Below are 24,583 nucleotides of genomic sequence, written 5' to 3' on the forward strand. Positions count from 1 at the left end.
GGCAGGTCCCGCAGCCGCGGGGATCCGGCTTCGGCGCGCACGCCGCGGCGGCCATGTGATGGCCGCCGCGGACGTCGTGCCCGGGGTCAGACCAGGCGCCTGACCACGTAGCTCTTGCCCCAGATCTTCTGCTTGGTGACCGTCTTGCCGGTCCGCGGGGCCGCCCACATCTTGCCGCCGCCGGCGTAGATGCCGGCGTGCGTGCCGTAGGAGCCGCTGCGGATGATGATCAGGTCACCGGGCCGCGCCTTGGACTTGGCCACGGCCTTGCCGTACCGCTGCTGCAGGTTCGCCTTGTGCGGCAGCTTCTTGCCGACCGCCTTCTTGTAGACGTACAGGGTGAAGCCGGAGCAGTCGAACCGCTTCGGTCCGGCGGCGCCGAACAGGTAGCGCTTGCCCTTGTGCTTGGCGGCCTCCGTGATGACCCGGTTGCCGGCCAGCTGTGCCTTGGCGGCCGCGTTGACGGTGCCGGTGGTCCGGATCGCCACCGCGCTGACCTGCGGCATCGCCCGGGCGGCGGCGAGATTCGACGCTGTCGGGGCGGCGTGCAACGCCTGCGGTGCGGCGTGCAACGCCTGCGGCGCGGCTTTCAACGCGGGCGGGGCGGCGGAGACCGACTGTGGTGTACCGAGCCCGCCGGCGAGAAGGCCGAGGCCGACGGACAGGGCGACAGTGCCGGTTCCCAGGGTACGGGCGGGCCGGCTCGAGGTGCTTACGCGCACGGTGAAGGAATCCCTCCGGCACGCCTGCGAGGTTAGCTGTCGGATTCGGGCGCGAAGGATTGCCCGGCCGCGGTACGCGGCTTCACCCCAAGGTCCTCCCGCCGGACCGCCGTGGACGGCGTGCCGGTCGGGGACCGATGTGTGGTTCCCCCGTCCCTGCCCCCGATTGCCTCATGACTCGTCATGCGGATGCGTACCTCCGGACCGGGGCAGGGCTCGGCGTGGTCCAGTCGGCACGATCGGCGAGCAGATGCCCGCCGCTCATCCTTGATAGCTCAGGTCGCGGCGACGGCTGCCCGCCGCCGACCTCACGAACGGTGATTGTCGCGGTGGCTGCTGTCCGGTTTGGAAGGGCGCTGCGAGGTTTGCCGATACGCACTGTGTCCGTCCGGTGGCTTACCGGTGATATTGATCTGTGAAAGGGAACACGGAGATCCCTGGGTCGTCGCTCTGCGTGGCCTCGATGATGGTCGTCCGATCCACCGCGTCCACCCGACGAACGGCGCGGCGATCCTGACCGATCGTCCGATCGGACCCTCGCGAGTGTGGTGTGGCAGTCAATCGAGGGGTGGCCCTTGACCGCCAATACCCCCCGGGGGTAACAATAGCGCCGAACAACGGATACCCCCTGGGGGTACTTAGGAGGTTCGGTCATGTCCCGCAGTCCGCAACGGTGGTGGGCCCTCGCGCTCATCGCCCTCGCCCAGTTCATCGTGATCATGGACACCTCGATCATCGGCGTCGCGCTTCCGCGGATGCGCGACGATCTCGGCTTCACCCCGAGCGACCTGTCCTGGGTCTTCAACGCCTACGTCGTCGCGTTCGGCGGCCTGCTGCTGCTCGGCGGCCGGCTGTCCGACCTGTACGGCGCCCGCCGGATCTTCGCTACCGGCTGGGCGGTGCTGCTGGCCGGCTCGGCCCTGGCCGGCCTCGCCGGTGGCGTCGAGGTGGAATTGGCCGCCCGTGCTGTGCAGGGCGCCGGTGCCGCGCTGATCGCTCCGTCGGCGCTGACCCTGCTGATGATGCTCTTCGGTAGCCAGCCGGCCGAGCTGACCAAGGCGCTTGCCCTGTACGGCGCGGCCGCCCCGGCCGGCGGCACCGCGGGTGTCTTCCTCGGCGGCGTGATCACCGAATACGTCAGCTGGCCCTGGGTGTTCTACCTGAACATCCCGGTCGCCGCGCTCGCCCTGGTCGCCACCCCGGCGCTGATGCCGGCCGGCGGGAACCGTCCCGGCCGCCTCGACGTGGCCGGCGCGCTCACCGTCACCGGTGGGCTGGCCGCCGCCGTCTACGCCATCGTCCGCGCCCCGGAAGCCGGCTGGACCGCCGCCTCGACGTGGCTCACCCTGGGCGGCGCCGCGATCCTGCTCGCCGGGTTCCTGGTCATCCAGGCCCGCCGCCGGGAGCCGCTGGTCCGGCTGTCGATCTTCGCGAACCGGAACCTGTCCGCGGCGAACCTGGCCCAGCTGCTGCTCGGCGCGGCGTGGATCCCGATGTGGTTCTTCCTCAACCTCTACCTGCAGCAGGTGCTCGGCTTCCGGGCCTTCCCGAGCGGTGCCGCCCTGCTGCCGATGACCGTCCTCATCATGCTCGGGATGATCGTCGTCGCGCCGCGGGTGATCGGCCGGTTCGGGGCGAAGGCCACGCTGGTCACCGGGCTCGCGGTGCTGGCCGCCGGGCTTGGCTGGCTGGCCCTGATCCGGCCGACCGGCAGCTACCTGGTCGACGTGCTGCCCGCCTCTCTGGTCACCGCGCTCGGCATGGCCCTCGCGTTCATCCCGTCGCTGGGCACCGCGCTGTCCAGCGCCCGGCCCGGGGAGGGCGGTTTGGCCTCCGGGATCGTGAACACCAGCTACCAGGTGGGCTCGGCGCTCGGGCTGGCCGCGATGACTGCTCTGGCCAGTGCGCGTGGCGCTGACCGGCTCGGCGATCTGCCGGCGCTGACCAGCGGCTATTCCGCCGCCCTGCTCGGTGCCGCGGGCATCGCCGCGGCGGCGGCCGTCCTCGCCGGGATCACGCTCATCAGCCGTGGCGATGTCCCGGCCGCCCCGGAAACCGCACCGGCACCTCGATGAACCGCGGGTGCTGTCCGGTGCTCCGCCTGAGCGCCCTGAACGGCGGTCAGGCGGAGCACCGGGCATCTCGCCCGGTCGTACCGAAAGAGATGATTGTGGTGTCCACCGCGATGATGTCGCGCGCCGGGGTTGTCGGCGCTGCCCGGCCTACAGAGTGCTGCTCCCGGCGCGGTAGGCGGTGAGCACCCGGTCGACCACTCGCACGGCGAAGGCGGCGTCGAGCGGGGCGCCGGAGACCGCGCGGCGGTGGAAGATCGGTCCGGCGAGCAGGTCCAGGACTTCGGCCGGATCGGTGTCGGCGGGGAGCTCACCCTGGTCGATGCCCCGGGTGATGACGTCCAGGACGAGTTGATGGCGGGTGTCGGCCTGCCGGCGGTGCAGGGCGGCGAAGGCGGGATCGCGCTCCGCGGCGTCGACCAGAGCGAACATCATTCCGGTGGCTGGGCTGGTCCGGAGGGCTTCGGCGAAACCGGTGAGCAGGTGGACGAGATCGTCGCGGAGGCTGCCGGTGGCGGGGTCGGCGGGCAGGGCCAGGATGCTGTCGAAGGCGTCCAGGACAAGGGCGGCTTGACTCTCCCACTGGCGGTAGATGGTCGTTTTCGCCACGCCGGAATGCTCGGCAACCGCTTCGATGGTGGTGCCGGTGATGCCTCGCTGCGCGAGCAGCGCCAGGGCGCTGGTCAGCACCCTGGCCTTGCTGCGCAGCACGCGAGGGTCAACGGCCCGGCTCAACGTCGCTCCCACACCTCGCGATGGTCACGAATGTACTGTGCCATGGTGCGGGGCGTCCGCCGCAGCAGCCCGGCCATGGTGGGATCGACCTGCTCGGCCTGCCCGCGCCGCAGGCCGAGGTGCAGGACGGTCTGCACGAGGCACGGGGCGAGCGGCAGACCCTGACGGCGCAGATGCCGCAGATAGCCGCCGGCGCTGGCGGGCTGGTACTGGATCACCCGTCCGAGGGCGTCGGTGAGCAGGCCGGCGACCGCGTCGAAGGTGAGCGCTTCCGGGCCGGTCAGCGTGTACCCGGCGGATCGGTGGGCGGTGGTGTCGGTGAAGACGGTGGCGGCGACCTCGCCGATGTCTCGCGTGTCGACGAAGGCGACGCGGCCACGACCCGCGGGAAGGTAGATCCGGTTGTCCTCGCGGATGTCGTCACGGTAGGCGTCGGCCAGGTTCTGGGCGAAGAATCCGGGCCGCAGAATCGTGGACGGCAGCGGTGAGGCGAGCAGATGCTTCTCGACACGGTGGTGTGGCACCACGCGGTTGGTGTCGGCACCGGTCACCGAAACGAACACCACATGTCCGGGTGCGTGCCGGGCCACGGCATCCACCAGCGCGTTGAGGGTCGGGGCGACGCGGGCGATCGCCGGTGGCCGGAGCAGGAACAGGCCGTCGGTTCCCCGGACCGCGGCCGGGAAGGTCTCTGGCCGGTGCAGGTCCAGGTGGACCGCCTCGACGCCGGGAAACCGGGACCGGAGCCGGGCCAGGTCGGTGCCCGCCACCCGTACCGGTAGCCCGGCCGCCAGCAGGGACCGCGCGGCCGCTCCGCCGACATTGCCGGTGGCGCCGACGACCAGGATCGGTGGGGTCATCGCGCGAGGTCGAGGTAGATGACGGCCAGGCCGTCGCGGCGCGACGCCTCGGCCAGTTCCGCCAGGGTCGGCGTGCGGTCCACGTTGATCCGGATGCCCATGCGGCGGCCTGCCTTGGCGTGCCCGACCGCCTCGATCAGTTCGCGGTACACCCAGGCGACGTCGTCCGGATCCTCGACGAGTTGGGCCTGGGCCCGGCGGTGCGCTCCGAGCAGCGTGACCGACACCTCGGGGTTGCCGCGCAGATTGGCGCGCCAGCCCGAGTTGGTGAGCACCAGCAGCCGGCCGTCGCCGTTCTCGCGATAGGCCACCGGGAGCACGAATCGCCGCCCGGTCCGGCGCCCGGTGACGTGCAGGAGCAACAGATGCCGGCCGATCCGCTGGGCGCGGCCCGGAGACGAGAGCAGCCACCGCATCACCCGGTTGACGATCCGATAGGGGGCTCTCGGCGGTTGGACACGCTGGACCGCCGGGCGGGACGAGGCGTTCATGATTCCAGCTTACGCTACGGTACCGTAGCGAAACTGTGGCGGTGCCGACGGTGACGGAGCGTTGATCGACGGTCCGGCCGGGGCGTCTACGCTGACGCACATGACGGAGTCAGTCGGGGTTGCCGGCCTCGTCCGGGAGCGTCTCGGTGAGTGCAGTCCGAGCGAGCGGCGGGTGGGACGGGCGTTGCTCGCGGAGTATCCGTCCGCGGGTCTGGAGACGGTCGCGAGCTTGGCCGAACGCGCCGAGGTGAGCGCGCCGACCGTGCTGCGTTTCCTGTCCCGGCTGGGTTTCCGCGGCTTCCCGGAGTTCCAGCGGGTGCTGCGTGCCGAGCTTGCCGAGCGGCAGGCGTCGCCGCTGGCCGCGTACGCGGCGCCCGAGGACGGAACGGCCGGTCCGCGCTCGCGGGCGGCGGACGTTCTGCCGCAGGCGGTCGCCGGCACGCTCGGTGACCTCCCGGAGGCCGAGTTGGAGCGCGCGGTGCGGTTGCTGGCCGACCGGCAGTTGCGGATCACGGCGGCGGGCGGACGGTTCTCCACGTTGCTCGCTCAGTATCTGGTCTTCCACCTCATCCAGTTGCGCGGCAACAGCCGGATGCTGCCGGCCGCTCCCGTCGAGCGGGTCGACGCCCTGGTCGACGTCGGCCGCAAGGACCTGTTCGTGCTGTTCGACTTCCGCCGCTACGAGCAGCCCACTCAGCAGCTCGCCCGGTCGGTGTCCGAGCGTGGTGCCCGGATCATCCTGTGCACCGATCGGTGGCTGTCGCCGATCGCCGGCCTCGCCGACGTGGTGCTGCCCAGCCGGGTCGACTCGCCGTCCATGTACGACAGCTTCGTGCCGGCCCTGGCGCTGCTGGAGGTGCTGGTAGCCGGAGTGGTGGACAAGCTCGGCCCGGCGGCGCAGGAGCGGCTGGCGGCTGTCGAGGCGGTCAGTCAGCCGTACCTCTGAAATTACAGGATGCTGAAACTTCCATAGAGGCGTTACAGGCATTACATTCACCCGGACACATGCGATGTGATCCCGGGAGGGTCCAGATATGCGCCTCACCTTCGTCGCACCCCTGATCCTGGCGGCGACCGGCCTGTTCGCCGCCGGCTGCTCAACCAGCTCCGGCGAAGCCGCCGCCGATCCGGCCAAGACCGTCAGCGTCACCATCGACGGGGTGGGGCCGGTCGGCACCGACCCGAAGCTGGTGGCGGCCGTTCCTGCCGACATCCGGGGCAAGGGCAGCCTGACGGTGGCTACCAACGCTCCCTACCAGCCGTTCATCGCCTTCGCCCAGGAAGGCAAGACCGACGCCTTCAAAGGTCTGGACTACGACCTGTTCACCGCCGCCTCGGCGCGGCTCGGACTGACCGTCACGTTCACCCAGCAGCCGTTCGACGGCCTGGTGCCCGGCCTGCAGGCGGCCAAGTACGACGCGATCGCCGGTGGCGTCACCGACAAGAGGGAACGTCAGCAGGTCGCCACCTTCGTCGACTACACCGCGTCGGGAACCGGCTTCCTGGTCCGTTCCGGAAATCCGCTGGGCGTGCGGACGGCCGCTGAACTCTGCGGTCACCGGGTGGCCGTGCAGAAGTCCAGCAACCAGGCGGCGCATCTGGCCACCTACAGCAAGGACAGTTGCGGCGCCGCCCCGATCCAGGTGCAGGAGTACCCGGAGAACCCGCAGGCCGTGCAGGCCCTGCTCGCCGGCAACGTCGACGTGGTCGCGGCCACCAAGGTGAACCTCGTCGACATCGCCGGCGGCCTGACCGGCAAGGCCGAACTCGTCGAGGACCCGGCCGCTCCCAACGGCTGGCTGGCCAGCCCGAACGGATTCGGGTTCCTCAAGTCGCGCAAGGACCTCGCCGAGGCGTACCGGGCCGGGCTGCAGTCGCTGGTGGACGACGGGACGTACACGAAGATTCTCGACCGGTACAAGCAGCGGGCGATCGGACTCAAGACGATCACCGTCGACCAGGCCATCGACTGACCCGTACCGGACATCGACCGCAACCGGCGGGCGTCGGGCGCCACATATCCGAATGAGGGCGGACCGTGGCCCGGCACCCGCCGGTTGTCTCTTCTGCAAAGGACATCCATGGAAGCAACAGGTGTGCGTGCCGTCCCGGTGCGCCACTACGGCCGCTGGGTCACCGCCGCGGTGGTCACCGCCGTCGCCGTCATGTTCCTCAACGCTCTGATCCGCAGCCCCAACCTGCAGCCCGGCGTGATCCGCTCGTACCTGTTCAAGGACTACGTGCTGCACGGCGTGGGCGTCACCCTGCTGCTGACCGGGGTGGCGATGGGGCTCGGCACCGCCGGCGCGGTGGTGCTGGCCGTGCTGCGCCTGTCGGCCAACCCCGTCCTCAAGGCCGGCGCCTGGGCGTTCATCTGGTTCTTCCGAGGCACGCCGCTGCTCGTCCAGATCATTTTCTGGGGTTTTCTGGGTGCCCTCTTCCCCCGGGTGAGCATCTCGCTGCCGGGCCTGGGCACGCTGTTCGACCAGCCGACCAGTGTGGTCATCTCCGGTACCACGGCCGCGGTGCTCGCCCTGTCGCTCAACGAGATGGCGTACGCCGCCGAGATCGTGCGTAGTGGACTGCTGGCCGTCGACCGCGGGCAGACCGAGGCGGCGTACGCGCTGGGGATGAGTCCGGCTCTGACCCTGCGCCGCATCGTGCTGCCGCAGGCGATGCGGGTCATCGTGCCTCCGATGGGCAACGAGACGATCACCATGCTCAAGTCGACGGCACTGGTGTCGGTGATCGCCGGCCACGACCTGATGACCGTCGTGCAGGGCGTCTATGGCAACAACTACCAGGTGATCCCGCTGCTGACCGTGGCCGCGCTCTGGTACCTGGCGCTGGTCAGCGTCCTGTCGGCCGGCCAGTACCTGATCGAGCGGCGCTTCGGCCGCGGCACCCAGCTGGTGCGGGGAGGGATCCGATGAGAACCGCGGCGGTGCGCGCCGAAGCGGTGCGCAAGAGCTTCGGCGGCCACGAGGTGCTGCGCGGGGTGGACCTGACGGTCGAACCAGGCGAGGTGACCTGCCTGCTGGGACCGTCCGGCTCCGGCAAGTCGACCTTCCTGCGGTGCATCAACCACCTGGAGACCATCGACGGCGGCACGCTGACCGTGGACGGGGCGCTGGTCGGGTACGAGCACCGTGGTGGCCGACTGCATGAGCTGCGGCCGCGGCAGACAGCCGAGCGGCGGCGAGAGATCGGCATGGTGTTCCAGCGCTTCAACCTCTTCCCGCACCTGACCGCTCTGCAGAACATCACCGAGGCGCCGACCCGGGTGCTGCGTGAGCCCGCGGCGACGGTCCGGCCCCGAGCCATGGCGCTGCTGGAGCGGGTCGGGCTTGCCGACAAGGCGAACGCCTACCCGGCCCAGCTGTCCGGTGGTCAGCAGCAGCGCGTCGCCATCGCCCGGGCCCTGGCGATGCGCCCCCGACTGATGCTCTTCGACGAGCCCACCTCCGCCCTCGACCCGGAGCTGGTCGGCGAGGTGCTGGCCGTCATGCGGGACCTGGCCGGCGACGGCATGACGATGATCGTGGTGACCCACGAGATCGGATTCGCCCGCGAGGTCGCCGACACGGTGGCCTTCCTGGACTCCGGCATCGTCGTCGAGAGCGGAACCCCGGACCAGGTGCTCAGCGATCCGCGACACGAACGTACCCGCGCGTTCCTGTCCAAGGTCCTGTGAACCTGCGCGACGCGGCGGCCCGCCGCTATCCGGACTATCTCGAACGGCTCGCCCAGCTGGTCGCGGTCGACTCCGGCTCGGGCGACCTGGCCGGACTCGACAAGGCCGCGACGATGCTGGCCGGCTGGTGCACCGAGGCCGGGCTCACCGTACACCGCATCCCGGTGCGCGATCCCTCGAACAGGTTCCTTGGCGACGCGGTGGTGGCCTCCGCGCGCGGCACCGGCTCCCGCCGGATCCTGTTGGCGGGACACCTCGACACGGTGTTTCCGGCCGGTACGGCCGCGACCCGCCCGTTCCGGATCGCCGGTGATCGCGCCTACGGGGCCGGAGTTTGCGATGACAAGGGCGGGGTGCTGGCCGGGCTGGCGGCAGCGGAGGTGCTGCTCGCCGAGGGGAATTCCGCGTTCGGGGAGCTGCTGCTGGTGGTGACGCCGGACGAGGAGATCGGCTCGCCGGGCAGCCGCTCCCTGCTCGGCCGCCTGGCCCGGGGGGCTGACGCGGCGCTGTGCCTGGAGTGCGCCCGGGAGAACGGCGACCTGGTCCGCGCCCGCAAGGGTGTGGCCGACATCGAGGTGACCCTGCACGGCCGGGCCGCGCACGCCGGGATCGAACCGGAACGCGGTGCGCACGCGGCGCTGGCCGCGGCCCGGCTCACCGTCGCACTGCAGGAACTCAACGGTCGGTGGCCAGCGGTCACGGTCAACGTCGGTGTCCTGCAAGCGGGGGAGCGGCCCAACGTCGTACCGGATCAGGCGCGGCTGGTCGTCGATCTGCGCGCCGAGCAGCCCGGTGCGTTCGCTGAGGCTCTCGCCACGATCAGCGAGCTGGCCGCAGCTCCGGCGGTGCCCGGCGTGACCGCTTCGGTGGCCGTCGTGGCGCCCACCCCGCCGTGGGCGGGTTCGGCCGGCACCGACCGTCTGGTCGGCCTCGCCCGGATGGTCGGTGCGCAGCTGGACATCCCGGTGCGGGCAGCCGCGACCGGTGGCTGCGCGGACGCCAATCTGCTGGCCGCCGCCGGGGCGCCGGTGCTGGACGGGCTCGGCCCGATCGGCGGTGACGACCACAGCCGGTCCGAGTGGCTGGACCTGAGTTCCGTCGTTCCCCGGATCGCGCTGCTGGCCGGGCTGATCGACGCGATCTCACCAGGACCGGATTGAGCCGGGCGGCCGCACCCGGCCCGCACGGCAGAAAGGCTGGGCTCCCGATCCGGGAGCCCAGCCTTCGCCATATCAGCTGATGGCGATGCGCAGCCCGCTGAACGACACCACGTCACCGGCCCGGAAGGCCGCGGTGTCGCCCCGCCGGGACACCTCGACGGTGAACGCCGGCGCCTGCTCCGCCGTGGTCCCCGAGACCGAGCGGCACCGGCGCTGCACGGCCAGCGCCACCCCCGAGGTGTCGAGCGTGTGCGGGCCGAAGACGTCGGCGACCGGGCTGGCCGGGCACGGCGCCGTACCGTGGTCCCTGGTTTTGTCGCTGGTCATCCGCCACCGCTCCGCGTCGTACCGGTCGCCGGCGGTCAGCCGGGTCCAGCCGGCGTCACGTAGCTGCCAGCGCCCGCCACGGACTGCGGCGCGTGCCGAGCGCAGGTCCAGCACGTGTACCGCGGCGGTACCGAACACGCGCATCGTCTCCCGCCCGGTGCCGACCCCGGTCACCTCGAGGGCGGTGTTCTCGTCGAGCCCGAAGACCCGGTCGTGCCCGGTGTCCGCGGCCAGGCGCAGCGACCGCCCGGCCCGGCCCCGCGCGGAGAAGTGGGTGTCCAGCAGGCCGGCCCGGAAGAAGCCGAACCCGCCGTCGGGCAGGTAGCCGAGCTTGCTGGCGTCGTCGAAGTAGCCGGGTTCGCTGCCGTCGCGCAGACTCTCGTACGACTCGCCGCCGGTCAGCATGTCGCGGCCGGCCTGGATCTGCGCCCCGGCGCTGGTCCCGGCCACCACCGCACCGGCCCGCAACCGGGCCCGGATCGCGGCCAGCACCGCCGAGTCCGCGCCGTTTCGCATCATCGTGGTCACGTAGCGGAACTGGTCGCCGCCGCCGAAGAAGAAGCCGGTCAGCGAATTCACCTGCGCGACGACGGCCGGATCGTCGGCCGCCGCCTGATGATCCAGGTCGATCGGGATCCACTGCGCCTCGGCGCCGTAGCCGCGGAACAGTTCGGCGTAGTAGTCGCCGTTGCAGACGCTGTTGTTGCAGTCCGGAGTGCCCGCGTCGGGATCTTCGGACGGCACCGACGAGGCCGCCGTGACGATCCCGATCCGTGCCCGGCCCGGCCCGCCGGCGAGCCGCACGATGTCGCCGTAGATCGCCGCGTTGTCGTCGGACAAACCACCGCCGACCAGCACCAGGCTGCCGCCGGAGGCAAGCCGGGAGTGCGCGGCCGCGGGCGCGGCGAGCACTCCGGCGGCGACGACCACGCTCGTGAAGACGGTCACCAAGGAACGTGTGGACACACGTCGCTCCTCACCATTCGTGAGGGCGAACCGTGTCCGCAGATGCTAGCGCATCTATGTAATGAATGTAACTGATGGACCCATCGCGGGTTGAGATGTAACGTCTCAGCGGGGAAGAGCCTCGCTCGTCACGGCGACCTCGGCTCGTGGCCCCGCCGGTGGCCGGTGGCCCGGCCGGCCAGGCCACCAGAAGCGCTCGCCCAGCAGCAGGATGATGGCCGGTACGACCAGGGTGCGCACCAGCAGAGTGTCCAGCAACACGCCGATGCCGACGATGACACCGATCTGGGTCAGCGCGATGACCGGCAGGACGCCGAGCACCGCGAAGACCGCGGCGAGCAGCACACCGGCGGAGGTGATGACCGCGCCGGTGGTGCCGAGCGCCCGGATCGTCGCCGTCCCGGTGTCGCCCCGCACGATGCTCTCCTCGCGGGCGCGGGTGACCAGGAAGATGTTGTAGTCGACGCCGAGCGCCACCAGGAACAGGAAGCTCAGCAGCGGGACTCCGGCGTCCAGCGCCGGCAGATCGAGCAGATGCGTGAGTACGAGCGTGGCCGCTCCGAGGCTCGCGGCGTAGCTGACAACGACGGTGAGCAGCAACAACACCGGGGCGACCAGCGAGCGAAGCAGCATGATCAGCACCAGCAGAACGACCGCCAGGACCAGCGCGCCGATGATCAGGTTGTCTCGCACGTTCGCGTCGCGCTGATCGAGGTCGACCGCCGGTGCGCCGCCGACCAGGCCGTCCGCTCCCGGTATGCCGGCGAGCGCGTCGCGGATGTCCCGGACGCTGCGGTCGGCCGCCGCGGTGCCGGAGCCATCGGTCAGCTGCACCGAGACCTGCGACAGGCTGCCGTCGTCGGAGGTCTCGGGCCGGCCGACGTCAGCCACGCCATCAACCGTCCGCAGAGCGGCTGTCACCGCCCCTGCCTGTGCGCTGGTGCTGATCACGGCCAGCGGCTGGGAGCTGCCGGCCGGGAAGTGCCGGGCCAGCGCCTGCTGGGCGGTGACCGATTCGACCTCGGTGCGGAACTGCTCGGTCTGCGACAGCCCGATCCGGGTCGAGAGCAGGCCGGTGCTGAGGGCGCCCAGCAGCACCACCGCGACGGTGAGCACGACGGCCGGCCGCCGGCCGACGGCACCGGCGATGCGGGCCCACAGTCCGGTGTCGCTCGGCTCCGCGGAGCCGACCCTCGGCACGAGTGGCCAGAACACCCCACGCGGCAGACAGGCCAGCACGGCAGGCAGCACGACCAGGCCGAACAACAACGCGATCGCCACCCCGATGGCCGCCGAGACGCCGAGCGTACGGTTGCTGGTCAGCGTCGCCAGGATCAGTGTGAGCAGGGCCAGGATCACTGTGGCGGCGCTGCCGACCACGGCCGGGGTGGCCGCCCGGAGCGCGATCGCCATCGCATGACGCCGGTCCGGCGTGCGGCGGAGTTGTTCGCGGTAGCGGGAGATCAGCAGCAGCGCGTAGTCGGTGCCGGCGCCGAAGACCAGCACCGAGACGATGCCACTGACCGCGGCGTCGGTACGCTCGCCGACCAGCCGGCCGACCCAGGGGAGCAGCTTGGCGACGAGTTGGTCGCCGACGCCGATCACGAGCAGCGGCGCGATCCAGAGGACGGGGCTGCGGTAGGTGGCCAGCAGCAGCAACGCCACGACGCCGGCGGTGGTCAGGAGCAGGGTGAGGTCGGCGCCGTCGAAGGCCGCCGCGATGTCCCGGCTGAACGCGGGTCCGCCGGTGACCTGCGCGGTCAGTCCGGGCGGTGCCGGACTGCCGGGACTGGCGGAGACGGTGGCGCGGATCGCGTCGACGACGGCACTCTGCGCGGTGTCGTCGAGGCCGCCCGCGACCGGCACGATCAGCAGCGCGGCGCGCTCGTCCGGGGAGATCTGCGCGGCTGGTACGAATCCGCCCTCAGCCGTGGCGGCCAAGGCCTTGGCGGTGGAGGCGATCGCCTCACGGTCGGCCGCGGTCAGCGGGCCGTTGGCACGCTCGTAGACCACGACCGCCGCGTCGGTTCGGCCGCTGGGAAATCGGTCCGCAAGCTCGACGACCCGGGTCGACTGCTTGCCCGCGGGGAGGCCGTCGGTGGGCTCGTCGGCGGGCTGCGCCGGGGAGGTCAGCCACACCAGCGCGGTCAAGGCCGCGGTGGTCAGCAGGATCAGCAGTGCACCGCTTCTGCTGGTGACAGCGGTGGCCCAGCGAGAGCTCATGGAACTTCCTTCGGAAAACGAATTATTCGGTATCCGAAACGATAGGATGGTCGGCGTGCCGGCGCAACCATCTCGCGATGCCGCGCGCGCCGAGGTGGTCGAAGACCTCATCGACGCGTTGCGGCTGTTCACCGTCGAGACCGACGTGTTCGTCCACGTCTTCGCCCGGCAGCACGGGTTGAGCCGCAACGATCTGAACGCCATCATGTGGATCAGCCAGGGGACCCAGACGGGCCATCCGATCAGCCCCGGGGAACTGGCGACGCGACTGGGCCTCGGCGGCCCGGCCACCACCGGGCTCATCGACCGGCTGGAGAGTGCCGGCCATGTGCGCCGCGAGCGCGACGCCCGCGATCGCCGCAAAGTGACCATCCTGATGCAGCCACGGGCGCTCCAGCTCGCGACGGACTTCTTCGTTCCGCTCGGCGCGCTCATGCACGAGGCGGTCGCCGACCTCAGCGCCGAGGATCTGCACCGATCCATCGCGGTGATCAACCGGATGGTCACCGCCGTGGCGGCCGCCCGCGACTCCGCCGCCCGCGACTCCGCCGCCCGCGACTCGGCCGCCCGCGACTCCGCCGCCGCACCGGCCGGACCGCCTCGACGAGCGGACCTCTCGGCACCGTAGGATCCCGGCGATCATGGGCTCGCCTCGCCCGGCGCGCCGCCAAGTACGGGTTCGACCGCTCCGGACAATGGTGGACATGGACGGCGTGCGGGACGACGTCCAGCTACTGGTCACTGATCGCGCCCGGAACGGACGTGGGATCGGTGGCATGCTGCTCGAACACGCCCGCACGGTCGCTCGCGCGGGCGGCGTGGGGCTGATCCGGCTTGACTGTTACGCCGCTCCGGACCGGGGCCTGGTTCGCTACTACGAGCAGCAAGGATTCACCGCGACCGAGAGCTTCGAGATCGCCGGGCCATCCGGACCGTGGCCGGGTCAGGTGCTGGAACAGCGTCTGACCTGATGTCGTCGTCCCCACGCGACCACGAGTCCGGACCCAGGCACGCCTCAGTTGGGGGTGCCGGTGGTGGTGCGGGTTTGTTTCCAGCGGTGGTGTTCCTGGTTTTCGGTGGTGGTGGTGATGGTGCCGGCTAGTTCGGTGTTGTGGTGGCAGGCGGTGGGGGCGCAGTCGTCGAGGACGGGGCCGACTTTGACGGGTTTGCCGGCGGGGTTGATGTAGGCGACGCCGTACACGTTGTTGATGGCGCTGTTCTGGGTGAAGAATGTTTCGTGGTAGAGGTTGCGGATGTAGAAGCCGGTGTAGTGGCCTTTCATGATCCGGCCGTCGGGTAGCCGGCCGCTGGAGATCATCCGGTTGCCGTCCATGGTGTTGTGGTGGCCCTCGGCGATGGCGATACAAATGTTGGAGAACGACACGCAGGTGTTGTTTTTGCAGGTCAGATAGCGTGATGCGTGCGCGGCGGGGTTACCGGGTGAGCTGTCACCGCAGGTGATCATGCTGCCGTTGTTGCCGGCGGTGGGGTCTTTGGCGTAGGCGCCCTGGATGTAGTTGTGGGCTACCAGGGCCGGGTTGCCGGGTTTGCCGGCGACGCCGGTGACGCTGATGATGTCGGTGTAATCGGTTTGGCCGGGCTGGTTGATGATCTCGTTCCAGGAGATCTCGAACCGGCCGGGTTCGATGATGCCCAGGGTCGCGGAGAAGAAGCCGGCGCAGGAGCCGTGGCTGGTGGGCCGGGGATCGGCGTTGAGGTGTGGGTCGCAGCGGCCGGTCGTGACTCGCCCGTCGGTGTTGACCGCCCGGTTCCGGGAGATGACCAGTTCGCTGACGGCGGCGGGTTTACGGTCGCCGGTGATGTGCACGCCCCGGGTGTGGCTGAACTCGTTGTCGGTGATGACGACCCGGCGCGGCCAGACCGCTTTGAAGAAGAAACCGCGGGCCCGGCCGGGTACTTTCGGGTCCAGGCCCTCACCGTGGCAGTTGCGGACGGTGACGTTCATGTTGATCTGCGTGGCACGGTCGGTGCTCCACGCGGCGATCAGGTTCCCCGGTCCTCGTACCGAGCAGTTCTCGATCACTACCGGTTCCGAGGTGTGAATCGTCACGGCCGCGACGGCCGGATCGGTACTGGCCCACCTCCCGGAATACCGGCCACCCTTGGTGATCTCCAAAGGGCCTGAATACGAGACGGTCGCCTTCGGCGTGACCCGCGAAGGCCGCACCGACACCGACCCACTCACCGCCGCTGTGGCGGTCGCCTTGGCCGTGGCGCCGGCGCGGGGCGCGGTGCTGCGCGCCGGGGCAGGCTCGGCCTGACCGGTCGTGACCGGATCGTTCGGCGGTTGGCTGCAACCTCCGAGAAGCAGGGCCACCGCGACGGCCGCGGCCGTGCCGCGCACGGCGATCCGCGCCGGTGAAGTAATGCTTCGATTGCGATGTTGTGCCATGTTCCCCTGTCCGATCACGTGCGGTGCATATCGAAGGAATGCCATCGACAGAGGAGCAGGTTAGGTGCTCGACGCCCGCTACGGAACCGCATAAATCTCACACCACTTTTGTGATATGTGCCCATGAGATTCGACTCGCAGTACGTTCGTTTGCGACTTCGCCGGTCCGGATGGTAAAGCAATGAATCAACTTTTTCCGCAGCTCGAATTTCGGCCCACCGTAGTTATTCGGCAGCGGCACATGTACGATTCCCGGCGGCCCACCGAAGTGCGAAAAGGTAACTGATGGCGATAACACGCGAATCGACGATCGACGCGGCAAGGCGTGGCGACCGCCGAGCGAGGGACGAGCTGTTCCGGCGCCAGCTGCCCGTGATCTACTCCGCGGTCGCCCGCCTCGTCCCGGCCGAGCGCGTCGACGATGTGGTGCAGGAGACGGCTGCCCAGGCCGTGAAGCACCTTGACGAGTTGCGCGCACCGGCCAACCTGCGGTCCTGGCTGCTGACCATCGCACTGCGGGAAGCCCGCCGTGACCGGGCGGCACGGCAGACCGAGGCCGACTGGAGCGCTTCCGCGGATCCGGCCGGCTCCGGCGTGGATCCGCAGGATCTCGCCGTCGCCCGCGTCGAACGATCCGGCGAACGGTTCGAGGTGGCCGTCGCGGCGAGCTGGTTGGACGAAGACGACCGGGAGCTGCTCACCCTGTGGTGGCTGGAACTGCTCGGCGAGATGGACCGGGCATCGATAGCCGCAGCACTCGACCAGTCGCTGCCCTATGTCGCGGTGCGGCTACAACGGATGCGGGACCGGCTCGCCAAGGCGCGCACTCTGGTCCGGGTGCTGGCCGAGTTCCGGCGTGCCGGAAGCGACAACCCCTGCCCCGATCTGGCTCAGGAGTCGGCCGGGTGGGACGGCAAGCCGTCGCCGCTGTGGCGCAAACGCCTCTTGCGTCATGTCGCGGCCTGCCCTCGATGCACCTCAGTGGCCGGCACGTTCGTGCCTGCCGAGCAACTGCTGCCCACTTTCGTGCTTCTCGTGCCGCAGTCCGGACTGCTCGCCGCTCCCACGTCGCTCAGCGCCACGCCGGCGAAGGCGGTCGTCCGGACCCTGCGCCGGCTGCACTCGGCCATGGGCAACACGGCAACCGCCGGATTGACCGTTGTCGCTGTCGCGGCGTCGTCGATCGGTGTCTACGCCGCGGTACGCGACCGCGAGCCGGTCAGCGCCGAGCAACCGGCGGCAATCGGCGTACCGGCTCCCGTTCCGAGCGCGAACGTCACCTCATCGCCGGCGGTGAGTGGGTCGGTGTCGGTGCGGCCTTCCCGGGTCACGCCGAAGGCGACCGTCTCGTATTCAGGCCCTTTGGAGATCACCAAGGGTGGCCGGTATTCCGGGAGGTGGGCCAGTACCGATCCGGCCGTCGCGGCCGTGACGATTCACACCTCGGAACCGGTAGTGATCGAGAACTGCTCGGTACGAGGACCGGGGAACCTGATCGCCGCGTGGAGCACCGACCGTGCCACGCAGATCAACATGAACGTCACCGTCCGCAACTGCCACGGTGAGGGCCTGGACCCGAAAGTACCCGGCCGGGCCCGCGGTTTCTTCTTCAAAGCGGTCTGGCCGCGCCGGGTCGTCATCACCGACAACGAGTTCAGCCACACCCGGGGCGTGCACATCACCGGCGACCGTAAACCCGCCGCCGTCAGCGAACTGGTCATCTCCCGGAACCGGGCGGTCAACACCGACGGGCGAGTCACGACCGGCCGCTGCGACCCACACCTCAACGCCGATCCCCGGCCCACCAGCCACGGCTCCTGCGCCGGCTTCTTCTCCGCGACCCTGGGCATCATCGAACCCGGCCGGTTCGAGATCTCCTGGAACGAGATCATCAACCAGCCCGGCCAAACCGATTACACCGACATCATCAGCGTCACCGGCGTCGCCGGCAAACCCGGCAACCCGGCCCTGGTAGCCCACAACTACATCCAGGGCGCCTACGCCAAAGACCCCACCGCCGGCAACAACGGCAGCATGATCACCTGCGGTGACAGCTCACCCGGTAACCCCGCCGCGCACGCATCACGCTATCTGACCTGCAAAAACAACACCTGCGTGTCGTTCTCCAACATTTGTATCGCCATCGCCGAGGGCCACCACAACACCATGGACGGCAACCGGATGATCTCCAGCGGCCGGCTACCCGACGGCCGGATCATGAAAGGCCACTACACCGGCTTCTACATCCGCAACCTCTACCACGAAACATTCTTCACCCAGAACAGCGCCATCAACAACGTGTACGGCGTCGCCTACATCAACCCCGCCGGCAAACCCGTCAAAGTCGGCCCCGTCCTCGACGACTGCGCCCCCACCGCCTGCCACCACAACACCGAACTAGCCGGCACCATCACCACCACCACCGAAAACCAGGAACACCACCGCTGGAAACAAACCCGCACCACCACCGGCACCCCCAACTAGAACGCCACAGCCGGACAGACCTGGCGCACGCTGCCGTACTTTGGGCGATGTGAAGAGCGTCGAGCGGTTGCGCTACGCCGCCCGGGCGCACCCCACGGCGGTGGACAGCCTGCTCGGCGCGTTGGTGTTCGGGATCAGCCTGGTGCCGGTGGCCCCGCCCGGCGGCCCGCCTCCGCAGCCGGTGACGGCCGGCTCGGTGCTGCTCGCACTGACCGGGTGCGGCGCTCTGGCTCTGCGCCGCCGCCATCCGTTGCCGGTCCTCGGGGTGGTCAGCGTGGCTGCCGCGGTCTCCCTGGTGACCTTGCAGACCCGCGGGTTCCTGGTGCTCACCGTGGGCATCGCGGCGTACACGGTGGCTACTCGCACGTCTCGGCGCACCGCCGTGGCGGTCGGTACGGCCAGTGCCTTGACGCTCGGCGCCTGCGCCGTGGTCGCGCTCGATGTCGGCTGGCTCGATCCGGCGGTCGTGGTGCTGCTGCTGTGGTTCGGATTGGCCGTCGCGGCCGGCACCTCGGTACGCACCCGGCGCGACTACATCGCCGTCCTCACCGAGCGGGCCCAGCGCGCGGAGCAGACCCGTGAGCAGGAGGCCCGCCGCCGGGTCGCTGAGGAGCGGCTGCGGATCGCCCGGGAGCTGCACGACGTGGTGGCACACCACATAGCGGTGATCAACGTGCAGGCCGGGGTGGCCGGACATCTGATCCGTGAGCAGCCGGCCGTCGCCGAGGACGCCCTCGGCCATGTCCGGGCCGCGGCCCGCACCGCTCTGGAGGAACTCGCTACGCTGCTCGGCGTGCTGCGCCGCGACGAGGAGTCTGGCCCGGACGCTCCCACCGAGCCGGCTCCGAGCCTCAGCCGGCTCGACGCGCTCATCGAGGCGTTCGCCGCCGGCCAGCCAGTGCGCTGGACGGTGTCCGGGCAGCCGCGGGCCTTGCCCAGCGCGGTCGACGTGGCGGCTTACCGGATCCTTCAGGAGTCCCTGACCAACGCGTGCCGCCATGCCAGCGGCACGCCGGTGACGGTTCGGCTGACGTACGACGAAGCCGCCGTCACCGTCGAGGTCTGTGACGGCGGCCCGGCCGGCGCGGCGCCCGCGGCGTCGCCGGGTACCGGGCTGGGGCTGCTGGGTATGCGGGAGCGTGCCGAGTCGGTGGGCGGCACGTTCAGCGCCGGTCGCCGTCCGGAGGGCGGCTTCCGCGTTCATGCCGTGCTTCCGGCCCGCGCCACTCAGGAGGAGGCGGTATGACGATCCGGGTCGTGCTGGCTGACGACCAGACCCTGATCCGGGCCGGATTCCGCGCGTTGATCGATTCGGCGGCCGACCTCTCGGTGGTCGGTGAGGCGGCAACCGGCGCCGAGGCGATCGAGCGGGTCCGTGACACCGGCGCCGATGTGGTGCTGATGGACATCCGGATGCCCGGGATGGACGGCTTGGACGCCACCCGCCAGATCACCGCCGACGAGAGCCTGGCCGGCACCCGGGTGCTGATCCTGACCACGTTCGAGGTCGACGAGTACGTCTTCCAGGCGCTTCGTGCCGGGGCGAGCGGATTCCTCGGCAAGGGCGTGGAACCGGCGGAGTTGCTGGCCGCCATCCGGACCATCGCCGCCGGCGAGGCCCTGCTGTCACCCAAGGCCGTCCGCGGGCTCATCGCCCGGTTCCTGGCCGAGCCCGACCCGGAGCCACGCACCGCGCCGGCCGTGCTGCGGGTGCTCACCGAGCGGGAACGCGAGGTGCTGTCGCTGGTCGCCGCCGGGCTCAGCAACGAGCAGATCGCGCAGCGGCTGGTGGTGTCGCCGCTGACCGCCAAGACGCACGTGAATCGGGCCATGGCCAAGCTCGGCGCCCGCGATCGCGCGCAGCTCGTGGTGATCGCCTACCAGACCGGACTGGTCCGCGCCGACCCGCCGGTGCAGTAGGCGCCGGGCGGGCGTACCGCATTCGCGGTACGCGCAAGAGTCCGCAGGCGGCGGACGCGGCGCCGGTCCTACGCGGGCGACCGTAGATCCATGATCGAAGTAGTCGAGCTGAGCAAGCGCTACGGCGACAAGGTCGCCGTGGACACGTTGACGTTTCAGGTGCGGCCGGGCGTGGTCACCGGCTTCCTCGGGCCCAACGGCGCCGGCAAATCCACCACCATGCGCATGATCCTCGGCCTGGACGCTCCGACCAGCGGCCGGGTGACCGTGAACGGCCGCCGGTACGCCGAGCACCGCGCCCCGATGCGGCAGATCGGCGCCCTGCTGGAGGCCAAGGCGGTGCACGCCGGGCGATCGGCCCGCAATCACCTGCTGGCCCTCGCCGCGACCCACGGAATCAGCACCCGGCGAGTCGACGAGGTGATCGACGCGGTGGGGCTGCGGGAGGTGGCCGGCAAGCGGGCAGGCGGCTTCTCCCTCGGTATGGGGCAGCGGCTCGGCATCGCCGTGGCCCTGCTCGGTGACCCGGCCGTGGTGATGCTCGACGAGCCAGTCAACGGCCTGGACCCCGACGGCATCCGCTGGATCCGTGACCTGTTGAAGGGACTCGCCGCCGAGGGACGTACGGTCTTCGTCTCCTCGCACCTGATGAGCGAGATGGCCCAGACGGCGGAACATCTGATCGTCGTCGGCCGTGGCCGCCTGCTGGCCGACGTCTCGCTCACCGAGTTCACCCGGCGGGCGTCCCAGACGGTCGTGCGGGTCCGTTCGCCGCAGGCGGCCGCGTTGCGCGAGCTCCTCGCCGGGGCCGGCGTGACGGTCACCAGCGGCGAACCCGGCGCGCTGGAGGTGACCGGCCTGACCCGGGAACAGATCGGCGACCGGGCCGCCGCCGCCCGCATCACCCTGCACGAGCTCAGCGCGAGCGAGACGTCCTTGGAGGACGCGTTCATGTCGATGACCCGCGACGCCGTCGAGTACGCCGGCACCCCGGTTCGGAGCCCGCGATGACGACGCCCACCGCACACGCCGCTGTCCCGGCCGATGCCAGCGTCACCGTCTCGCGGGTGATTCGCGCCGAGTGGATCAAATTCCGTTCCCTGCGATCATCGCTGATCATGATGGCTGCCACGATCGCCGTCTTCGCCGCTCTCGGTCTCGGCTTCTCCGCCTTCCTGGCCGATGCCACCATCGAACCCGGCACCCCGGCTCCACCCGGCGGGCCGTCCTCGCTCGATCCGCTCGGCGCCAGCCTCGGCGGGGTGAACCTGGCCCAGCTGCTCATCGCGACCCTGGGAGTGTTGCTGATCGCCGGGGAGTACTCGACCGGCATGATCCGCTCCTCGCTGGCGGCGGTGCCACGCCGGTGGCCGGTCCTCGCCGGCAAGGTCGCGGTGCTGGCCGGCGTGTCGCTGGCCACGTTGGTGCCGACCGTCCTGCTGACCTTCGTCGGTGCGCAGACCGTGCTGGGGGACAAGGGCATCGCGCTCACCGACAGCGGAGTGCTGCGGGCGGTCCTCGGCACCGCCGGCTATCTCGCCGGCGTGGGCGTACTGGGCATGGCATTCGGCTTCCTGCTGCGTAACACCGCTGCCGCGCTCACCAGTGTGGTCGCCGTCCTGCTGATTCTGCCCGGCGTCGTGTCGCTGCTGCCGGAGAGCTGGTCCGACACGATCGCGCCCTACCTGCCGTCCAACGCCGGCCAGGCGTTCATGAGCATCGCCAGCGATCCCGGCCTGCTTTCACCGGGGGCCGGTGCGGCCGTGTTCACCGGCTGGCTGGTGCTGCTGCTCGCGGCGGCGGTCACGGTGCTGCGCCGCCGCGACGCCTGAGCGGGCCGGCGCCCTGCCGCCGCGCGGGAGGACGTGAGCGAGCCGGTCGCTGACCGCGACCGGCTCCCGCCTTGGCGCTGCCCTGCTCAGGATGACGCCTGGGGCACTTTTCCCACGTCGCACAGGCGCATCGCCACGGCCTGCAGGTCGGTGTTCGGCACCGGGCGTGACCAGGTGTAGCCCTGGCCGCGGTGGCAGCCGAGCTGGCGCAGGGCGGAGGCCTGCTCCGGGCTCTCGACGCCTTCGGCGACGGTGCGCATCCCGATGGCCTCGGCGAGTTTGATGACCACCTCGCTCAGCGCGGTTCCGGTGCCGGGCCCGCTGACCGGGTCGACGAAGCTCTTGTCGATCTTCAGGATGGTGGCGGGGAGTTTCTGGACGTAGCTGAGCGAGCTGTAACCGGTGCCGAAGTCGTCGAGGGCGAGCTGCACACCGCAGGAGCGAATGGCGTGCAGGGTTTCCAGAGCCGCCTCCGGCGCGCTGATCAGCGCGGTCTCGGTGATCTCCAGGATGAGCCGCTCCGGCGGCAGCCCGCTGTCGGTCAGGGCCGCCCGCAGGTCGGCGAGGAAACGCGGATGGGTCAGCTGCCGTGCCGACACGTTGACGCTGACCGTGGCCTCCGCCATGATCGGCGCTTCGTGCGGCCAGGCGGCGGCGTCCCGGCATGCCTGCTGGAGCACCCAGCGCCCCAGGTCGACGATCAGACCGCTCTCCTCGGCCATCGGGATGAACCGGTCCGGCGGCTGCATACCCTGCCCGGGCCGGTGCCATCGGACCAGCGCCTCGGCACCCACCGGCCGCCCGGTGTCCAGCGCGATGATCGGCTGGTAGTGCAGCATCAGCTGGTTCTCGGTGATCGCCCGGGCCAGGGCGATCTCGTCGTTCATCCGCCGCTCCGCGCTGCCGGCCATGGCCGCGTCGAAGACGACGATCTGGTCCTTGCCCCGGCTCTTGGCCTGGCGCAGCGCGGCGTCGGCGTCACGGAGCACGCCAGCCGGGAAATGTTCCGGATCGTCGCAGGTGACGGCGCGGATCCCGACGCTGGCGCGCAGCACCAGCTCGTGCCCGCCGATGATCAACGGTTCCCGCAGGTCCAGCAGCAGCCGCTCGGCCAGCAGCGGCGCCCCGTCCGGCCCGCACGAGATGGCGGCGACGACCACGAACTCGTCGGCGCTCAACCGGGCCACCAGGTCCTCGGCCCCCACCGCGGCGCGGAGCCGTTCGCCCACCAGACGCAGCACCTGGTCGCCGATGGCGTACCCCAAGGCGTCGTTGACCAGCCGGAACCGGTCGAGATTGATCAGCAGCAGGGCGGCCTGCCGCCCGTCCGCCTGGCGGGTGCGCCGGATGTGGTCGAGCAGCAGCCGCCGGTTGGCCAGGTCGGTGACCGGGTCGTGGGTCGCCTGCCAGGCCAGCGCCTCGCTGGTCCGTTGCCGCTCGACCACCCGGCCCAGCGCGAGACCGACCTGCTCGAGAGCCTGGACCAGGTCGTGTTCCGGCGCGGCGCTGCCGGTCGGCAGATAGAAGCCGAGCATTGCGGTGACCTCGCCGCCGGCGAGGACCGGCACCGCCATCGCGGAGCCGATCCCGCACTCCCACACGGCCGGTCCCATCGGTCCGAGGCCGGCCGGATCGGAGACGACCCGGGCGACGGCGTCCAACGGGAGCTGCTGCGGGGTCGGGGCGCTGTCCTCGCCGGCGAGCTGGCGCAGTGCGCATCCGGACTCCGGCGAGGCGTGCTGGTGGTCGGTGACGTGCCAGGCGACCGGCCCGCCGCCGGCGGTCCACGCCTGCCCGGCCCGCCACCCGAGCCGGGCGCAGACCTGTCGCACCACCTCGGCGGCCGCCTCGACGAAGGAGTTGGCGCTGTTCGCGGTGACCGCGGCGTGCCTGATCAGGGCGGCGGCCTGTTCGGCGCGCCGCTCGACGGTGACGTCCCGCGCGATCGCGGTGAACCGGGCGTGCCCGTCGTGCTGCCACGTCGACAGGGACAGCTCGGTCAGCAGCTCGCGGCCGTCGGCGTGCCGGGCCGCCACCTCGACGGTACGACCGAGGAGCGCCCCGCCGCCGGCCAGCAGATCTTGCAAGTGGGCGGCATACGTCTCCCGTACGCGGGGCGGGACGAGGCCGTCCAGCGGACTGCCCAACATGTCGGTGGCGGGGTGACCGAACAGGCGCTCGGCTCCGCGGTTCCAGGCGACGATGATGCCGGTGTCGTCGATGGTGATGATGCCGTCGCCGGCGGTCCGCGTCTCGAGCAGTCGCTGCTGCGCGGCCCGCTCCTCGGAGAGCGACTCGATGGTGCTCAGCAGCTGCCAGGAGGGGCCGGTCTCCGGCCGGACGAGATAGCTGGAGACCAGGGCGACCAGCAGGGTGCCGTCGCGGTGCCGGTACTGCTTCTCCCGGACCACCGAGCGGCGGGCGCCGGAGATCAGGTCGCCCATCATCGCGACGTCGGAGTCGTGCTCGCCGGCCAGGGTGACCTCACTGAAGTGCCGGCCGAGCAGCTCGTCCACCCGGTAGCCGAGCAGGTCGGCGAAGGCGCGGTTGACCTCTACGTACTGGCCGCTGTCGTCGACGATGGTCAGGCCGGTGGAGGCATGGTCGAAGGCCGCGCGCAGCCATGCACCCGCCTGCGCCCGAGCGTTGTGCGCAACAGAACTGTCTTCGATCACCATGACTCC

21 protein-coding genes and 1 riboswitch are annotated in these 24,583 nt (G+C 70.7%); of the genes, 13 read left to right on the forward strand and 8 right to left on the reverse strand.

From position 1 onward, the window contains the following. Positions 1 to 86: 86 nt before the first annotated feature. Positions 87 to 722, reverse strand: a complete 636-nt coding sequence (locus BJY16_RS27680; RefSeq protein ID WP_185042493.1) for a C40 family peptidase — start codon at positions 720 to 722, stop codon at positions 87 to 89. A gap of 6 nt (positions 723 to 728) precedes the next feature. Further along, positions 729 to 865, reverse strand: a riboswitch (cyclic di-AMP (ydaO/yuaA leader). Between the two features lie 510 nt (positions 866 to 1,375). On the opposite strand from BJY16_RS27680, the gene BJY16_RS27685 reads away from it, so the two are divergent. Beyond that, positions 1,376 to 2,797, forward strand: coding sequence for an MFS transporter (locus BJY16_RS27685; protein WP_185042494.1), 1,422 nt, complete (start codon positions 1,376 to 1,378; stop codon positions 2,795 to 2,797). A 147-nt stretch (positions 2,798 to 2,944) separates the two neighbouring features. On the opposite strand, the gene BJY16_RS27690 is transcribed toward BJY16_RS27685, so the two are convergent. Genes BJY16_RS27690 through BJY16_RS27700 form a run of 3 tightly spaced genes read right to left on the reverse strand, consistent with a single transcriptional unit; the run spans position 2,945 to position 4,880 of the window. Further along, complete coding sequence (locus tag BJY16_RS27690) at positions 2,945 to 3,529, reverse strand: TetR/AcrR family transcriptional regulator (RefSeq protein ID WP_221502042.1); 585 nt, start codon at positions 3,527 to 3,529, stop codon at positions 2,945 to 2,947. Continuing rightward, positions 3,526 to 4,389 (reverse strand): NmrA family NAD(P)-binding protein, encoded by an 864-nt coding sequence (locus tag BJY16_RS27695; protein WP_185042495.1) that lies wholly within the window; start codon positions 4,387 to 4,389, stop codon positions 3,526 to 3,528. Before BJY16_RS27695 ends, BJY16_RS27690 begins: the two co-directional genes overlap by 4 nt. Further along, positions 4,386 to 4,880: a nitroreductase/quinone reductase family protein gene (locus BJY16_RS27700; RefSeq protein WP_185042496.1), complete on the reverse strand. Its 495-nt coding sequence runs from the start codon at positions 4,878 to 4,880 to the stop codon at positions 4,386 to 4,388. The genes BJY16_RS27695 and BJY16_RS27700 overlap by 4 nt, the downstream gene beginning before the upstream one ends. 100 nt (positions 4,881 to 4,980) lie before the next feature. Between BJY16_RS27700 and BJY16_RS27705 the strand changes: the two genes are divergently transcribed. From BJY16_RS27705 to BJY16_RS27725, 5 genes are all read left to right on the forward strand, one after another. Continuing rightward, on the forward strand, positions 4,981 to 5,826 hold the full coding sequence (locus tag BJY16_RS27705) for a MurR/RpiR family transcriptional regulator (protein ID WP_185042497.1): 846 nt from the start codon (positions 4,981 to 4,983) through the stop codon (positions 5,824 to 5,826). A gap of 88 nt (positions 5,827 to 5,914) precedes the next feature. After that, positions 5,915 to 6,853, forward strand: coding sequence for a transporter substrate-binding domain-containing protein (locus tag BJY16_RS27710; RefSeq protein WP_185042498.1), 939 nt, complete (start codon positions 5,915 to 5,917; stop codon positions 6,851 to 6,853). 108 nt (positions 6,854 to 6,961) lie between these two features. Beyond that, entirely contained in the window at positions 6,962 to 7,813 is an 852-nt protein-coding gene (locus BJY16_RS27715) for an amino acid ABC transporter permease (RefSeq protein WP_185042499.1), read from the forward strand. Further along, the gene (locus BJY16_RS27720) at positions 7,810 to 8,574 is read left to right on the forward strand and encodes an amino acid ABC transporter ATP-binding protein (protein WP_185042500.1); all 765 of its coding nucleotides are present in this window, start codon (positions 7,810 to 7,812) and stop codon (positions 8,572 to 8,574) included. Before BJY16_RS27715 ends, BJY16_RS27720 begins: the two co-directional genes overlap by 4 nt. Beyond that, positions 8,571 to 9,734 (forward strand): M20 family metallopeptidase, encoded by a 1,164-nt coding sequence (locus tag BJY16_RS27725; protein WP_239178043.1) that lies wholly within the window; start codon positions 8,571 to 8,573, stop codon positions 9,732 to 9,734. Before BJY16_RS27720 ends, BJY16_RS27725 begins: the two co-directional genes overlap by 4 nt. 72 nt (positions 9,735 to 9,806) lie before the next feature. Here BJY16_RS27725 and BJY16_RS27730 read toward each other — a convergent pair whose 3' ends face one another. Together BJY16_RS27730 and BJY16_RS27735 are read right to left on the reverse strand one after the other, a co-directional pair. Continuing rightward, a complete protein-coding gene (locus tag BJY16_RS27730) occupies positions 9,807 to 11,027 on the reverse strand; it encodes a cyanophycinase (RefSeq protein ID WP_203759398.1) in 1,221 nt (406 codons plus the stop codon). Between the two features lie 105 nt (positions 11,028 to 11,132). Further along, positions 11,133 to 13,250: an MMPL family transporter gene (locus BJY16_RS27735; protein WP_185042501.1), complete on the reverse strand. Its 2,118-nt coding sequence runs from the start codon at positions 13,248 to 13,250 to the stop codon at positions 11,133 to 11,135. On the opposite strand from BJY16_RS27735, the gene BJY16_RS27740 reads away from it, so the two are divergent. Together BJY16_RS27740 and BJY16_RS27745 are read left to right on the forward strand one after the other, a co-directional pair. Next, positions 13,249 to 13,878: a MarR family winged helix-turn-helix transcriptional regulator gene (locus BJY16_RS27740; RefSeq protein ID WP_239178042.1), complete on the forward strand. Its 630-nt coding sequence runs from the start codon at positions 13,249 to 13,251 to the stop codon at positions 13,876 to 13,878. The genes BJY16_RS27735 and BJY16_RS27740 overlap by 2 nt on opposite strands. 76 nt (positions 13,879 to 13,954) lie before the next feature. Further along, on the forward strand, positions 13,955 to 14,221 hold the full coding sequence (locus tag BJY16_RS27745; RefSeq protein WP_239178041.1) for a GNAT family N-acetyltransferase: 267 nt from the start codon (positions 13,955 to 13,957) through the stop codon (positions 14,219 to 14,221). A 44-nt stretch (positions 14,222 to 14,265) separates the two neighbouring features. Here the strand turns inward: BJY16_RS27745 and BJY16_RS27750 are convergent, their stop codons facing one another. Then, positions 14,266 to 15,681, reverse strand: a complete 1,416-nt coding sequence (locus tag BJY16_RS27750) for a hypothetical protein (protein ID WP_185042503.1) — start codon at positions 15,679 to 15,681, stop codon at positions 14,266 to 14,268. A 267-nt stretch (positions 15,682 to 15,948) separates the two neighbouring features. On the opposite strand from BJY16_RS27750, the gene BJY16_RS27755 reads away from it, so the two are divergent. The 5 genes from BJY16_RS27755 (at position 15,949) to BJY16_RS27775 (ending at position 21,899) form a co-directional block, all read left to right on the forward strand. After that, complete coding sequence (locus BJY16_RS27755) at positions 15,949 to 18,147, forward strand: sigma-70 family RNA polymerase sigma factor (RefSeq protein WP_185042504.1); 2,199 nt, start codon at positions 15,949 to 15,951, stop codon at positions 18,145 to 18,147. A 49-nt stretch (positions 18,148 to 18,196) separates the two neighbouring features. Then, positions 18,197 to 19,393, forward strand: coding sequence for a sensor histidine kinase (locus BJY16_RS48600; protein ID WP_185042505.1), 1,197 nt, complete (start codon positions 18,197 to 18,199; stop codon positions 19,391 to 19,393). Further along, on the forward strand, positions 19,390 to 20,067 hold the full coding sequence (locus tag BJY16_RS27765; RefSeq protein WP_185042506.1) for a response regulator: 678 nt from the start codon (positions 19,390 to 19,392) through the stop codon (positions 20,065 to 20,067). The genes BJY16_RS48600 and BJY16_RS27765 overlap by 4 nt, the downstream gene beginning before the upstream one ends. 90 nt (positions 20,068 to 20,157) lie before the next feature. Further along, positions 20,158 to 21,078, forward strand: coding sequence for an ATP-binding cassette domain-containing protein (locus BJY16_RS27770; protein WP_185042507.1), 921 nt, complete (start codon positions 20,158 to 20,160; stop codon positions 21,076 to 21,078). After that, positions 21,075 to 21,899 carry an ABC transporter permease gene (locus BJY16_RS27775; protein ID WP_185042508.1) on the forward strand — a complete coding sequence of 275 codons (825 nt, stop codon included), beginning with the start codon at positions 21,075 to 21,077 and terminating at the stop codon, positions 21,897 to 21,899. Before BJY16_RS27770 ends, BJY16_RS27775 begins: the two co-directional genes overlap by 4 nt. An 86-nt stretch (positions 21,900 to 21,985) precedes the next feature. Here BJY16_RS27775 and BJY16_RS27780 read toward each other — a convergent pair whose 3' ends face one another. After that, a complete protein-coding gene (locus tag BJY16_RS27780) occupies positions 21,986 to 24,574 on the reverse strand; it encodes a sensor domain-containing protein (protein ID WP_185042509.1) in 2,589 nt (862 codons plus the stop codon). Positions 24,575 to 24,583: the final 9 nt, after the last annotated feature.

The organism is Actinoplanes octamycinicus (assembly GCF_014205225.1).
GTDB classification, from domain to species: Bacteria; Actinomycetota; Actinomycetes; order Mycobacteriales; family Micromonosporaceae; genus Actinoplanes; species Actinoplanes octamycinicus.

Excerpts from the sequence above, each read along its gene's own strand:
- BJY16_RS27685 (WP_185042494.1), top strand. The coding sequence starts at position 1,376 with ATGTCCCGCAGTCCGCAACGGTGGTGGGCCCTCGCGCTCATCGCCCTC.
- BJY16_RS27695 (WP_185042495.1), bottom strand. The coding sequence starts at position 4,389 with ATGACCCCACCGATCCTGGTCGTCGGCGCCACCGGCAATGTCGGCGGA.
- BJY16_RS27700 (WP_185042496.1), bottom strand. The coding sequence starts at position 4,880 with ATGAACGCCTCGTCCCGCCCGGCGGTCCAGCGTGTCCAACCGCCGAGA.
- BJY16_RS27705 (WP_185042497.1), top strand. The coding sequence starts at position 4,981 with ATGACGGAGTCAGTCGGGGTTGCCGGCCTCGTCCGGGAGCGTCTCGGT.
- BJY16_RS27710 (WP_185042498.1), top strand. The coding sequence starts at position 5,915 with ATGCGCCTCACCTTCGTCGCACCCCTGATCCTGGCGGCGACCGGCCTG.
- BJY16_RS27715 (WP_185042499.1), top strand. The coding sequence starts at position 6,962 with ATGGAAGCAACAGGTGTGCGTGCCGTCCCGGTGCGCCACTACGGCCGC.
- BJY16_RS27720 (WP_185042500.1), top strand. The coding sequence starts at position 7,810 with ATGAGAACCGCGGCGGTGCGCGCCGAAGCGGTGCGCAAGAGCTTCGGC.
- BJY16_RS27740 (WP_239178042.1), top strand. The coding sequence starts at position 13,249 with ATGGAACTTCCTTCGGAAAACGAATTATTCGGTATCCGAAACGATAGG.
- BJY16_RS27735 (WP_185042501.1), bottom strand. The coding sequence starts at position 13,250 with ATGAGCTCTCGCTGGGCCACCGCTGTCACCAGCAGAAGCGGTGCACTG.
- BJY16_RS27745 (WP_239178041.1), top strand. The coding sequence starts at position 13,955 with ATGGACGGCGTGCGGGACGACGTCCAGCTACTGGTCACTGATCGCGCC.
- BJY16_RS27755 (WP_185042504.1), top strand. The coding sequence starts at position 15,949 with ATGGCGATAACACGCGAATCGACGATCGACGCGGCAAGGCGTGGCGAC.
- BJY16_RS27765 (WP_185042506.1), top strand. The coding sequence starts at position 19,390 with ATGACGATCCGGGTCGTGCTGGCTGACGACCAGACCCTGATCCGGGCC.
- BJY16_RS27770 (WP_185042507.1), top strand. The coding sequence starts at position 20,158 with ATGATCGAAGTAGTCGAGCTGAGCAAGCGCTACGGCGACAAGGTCGCC.
- BJY16_RS27775 (WP_185042508.1), top strand. The coding sequence starts at position 21,075 with ATGACGACGCCCACCGCACACGCCGCTGTCCCGGCCGATGCCAGCGTC.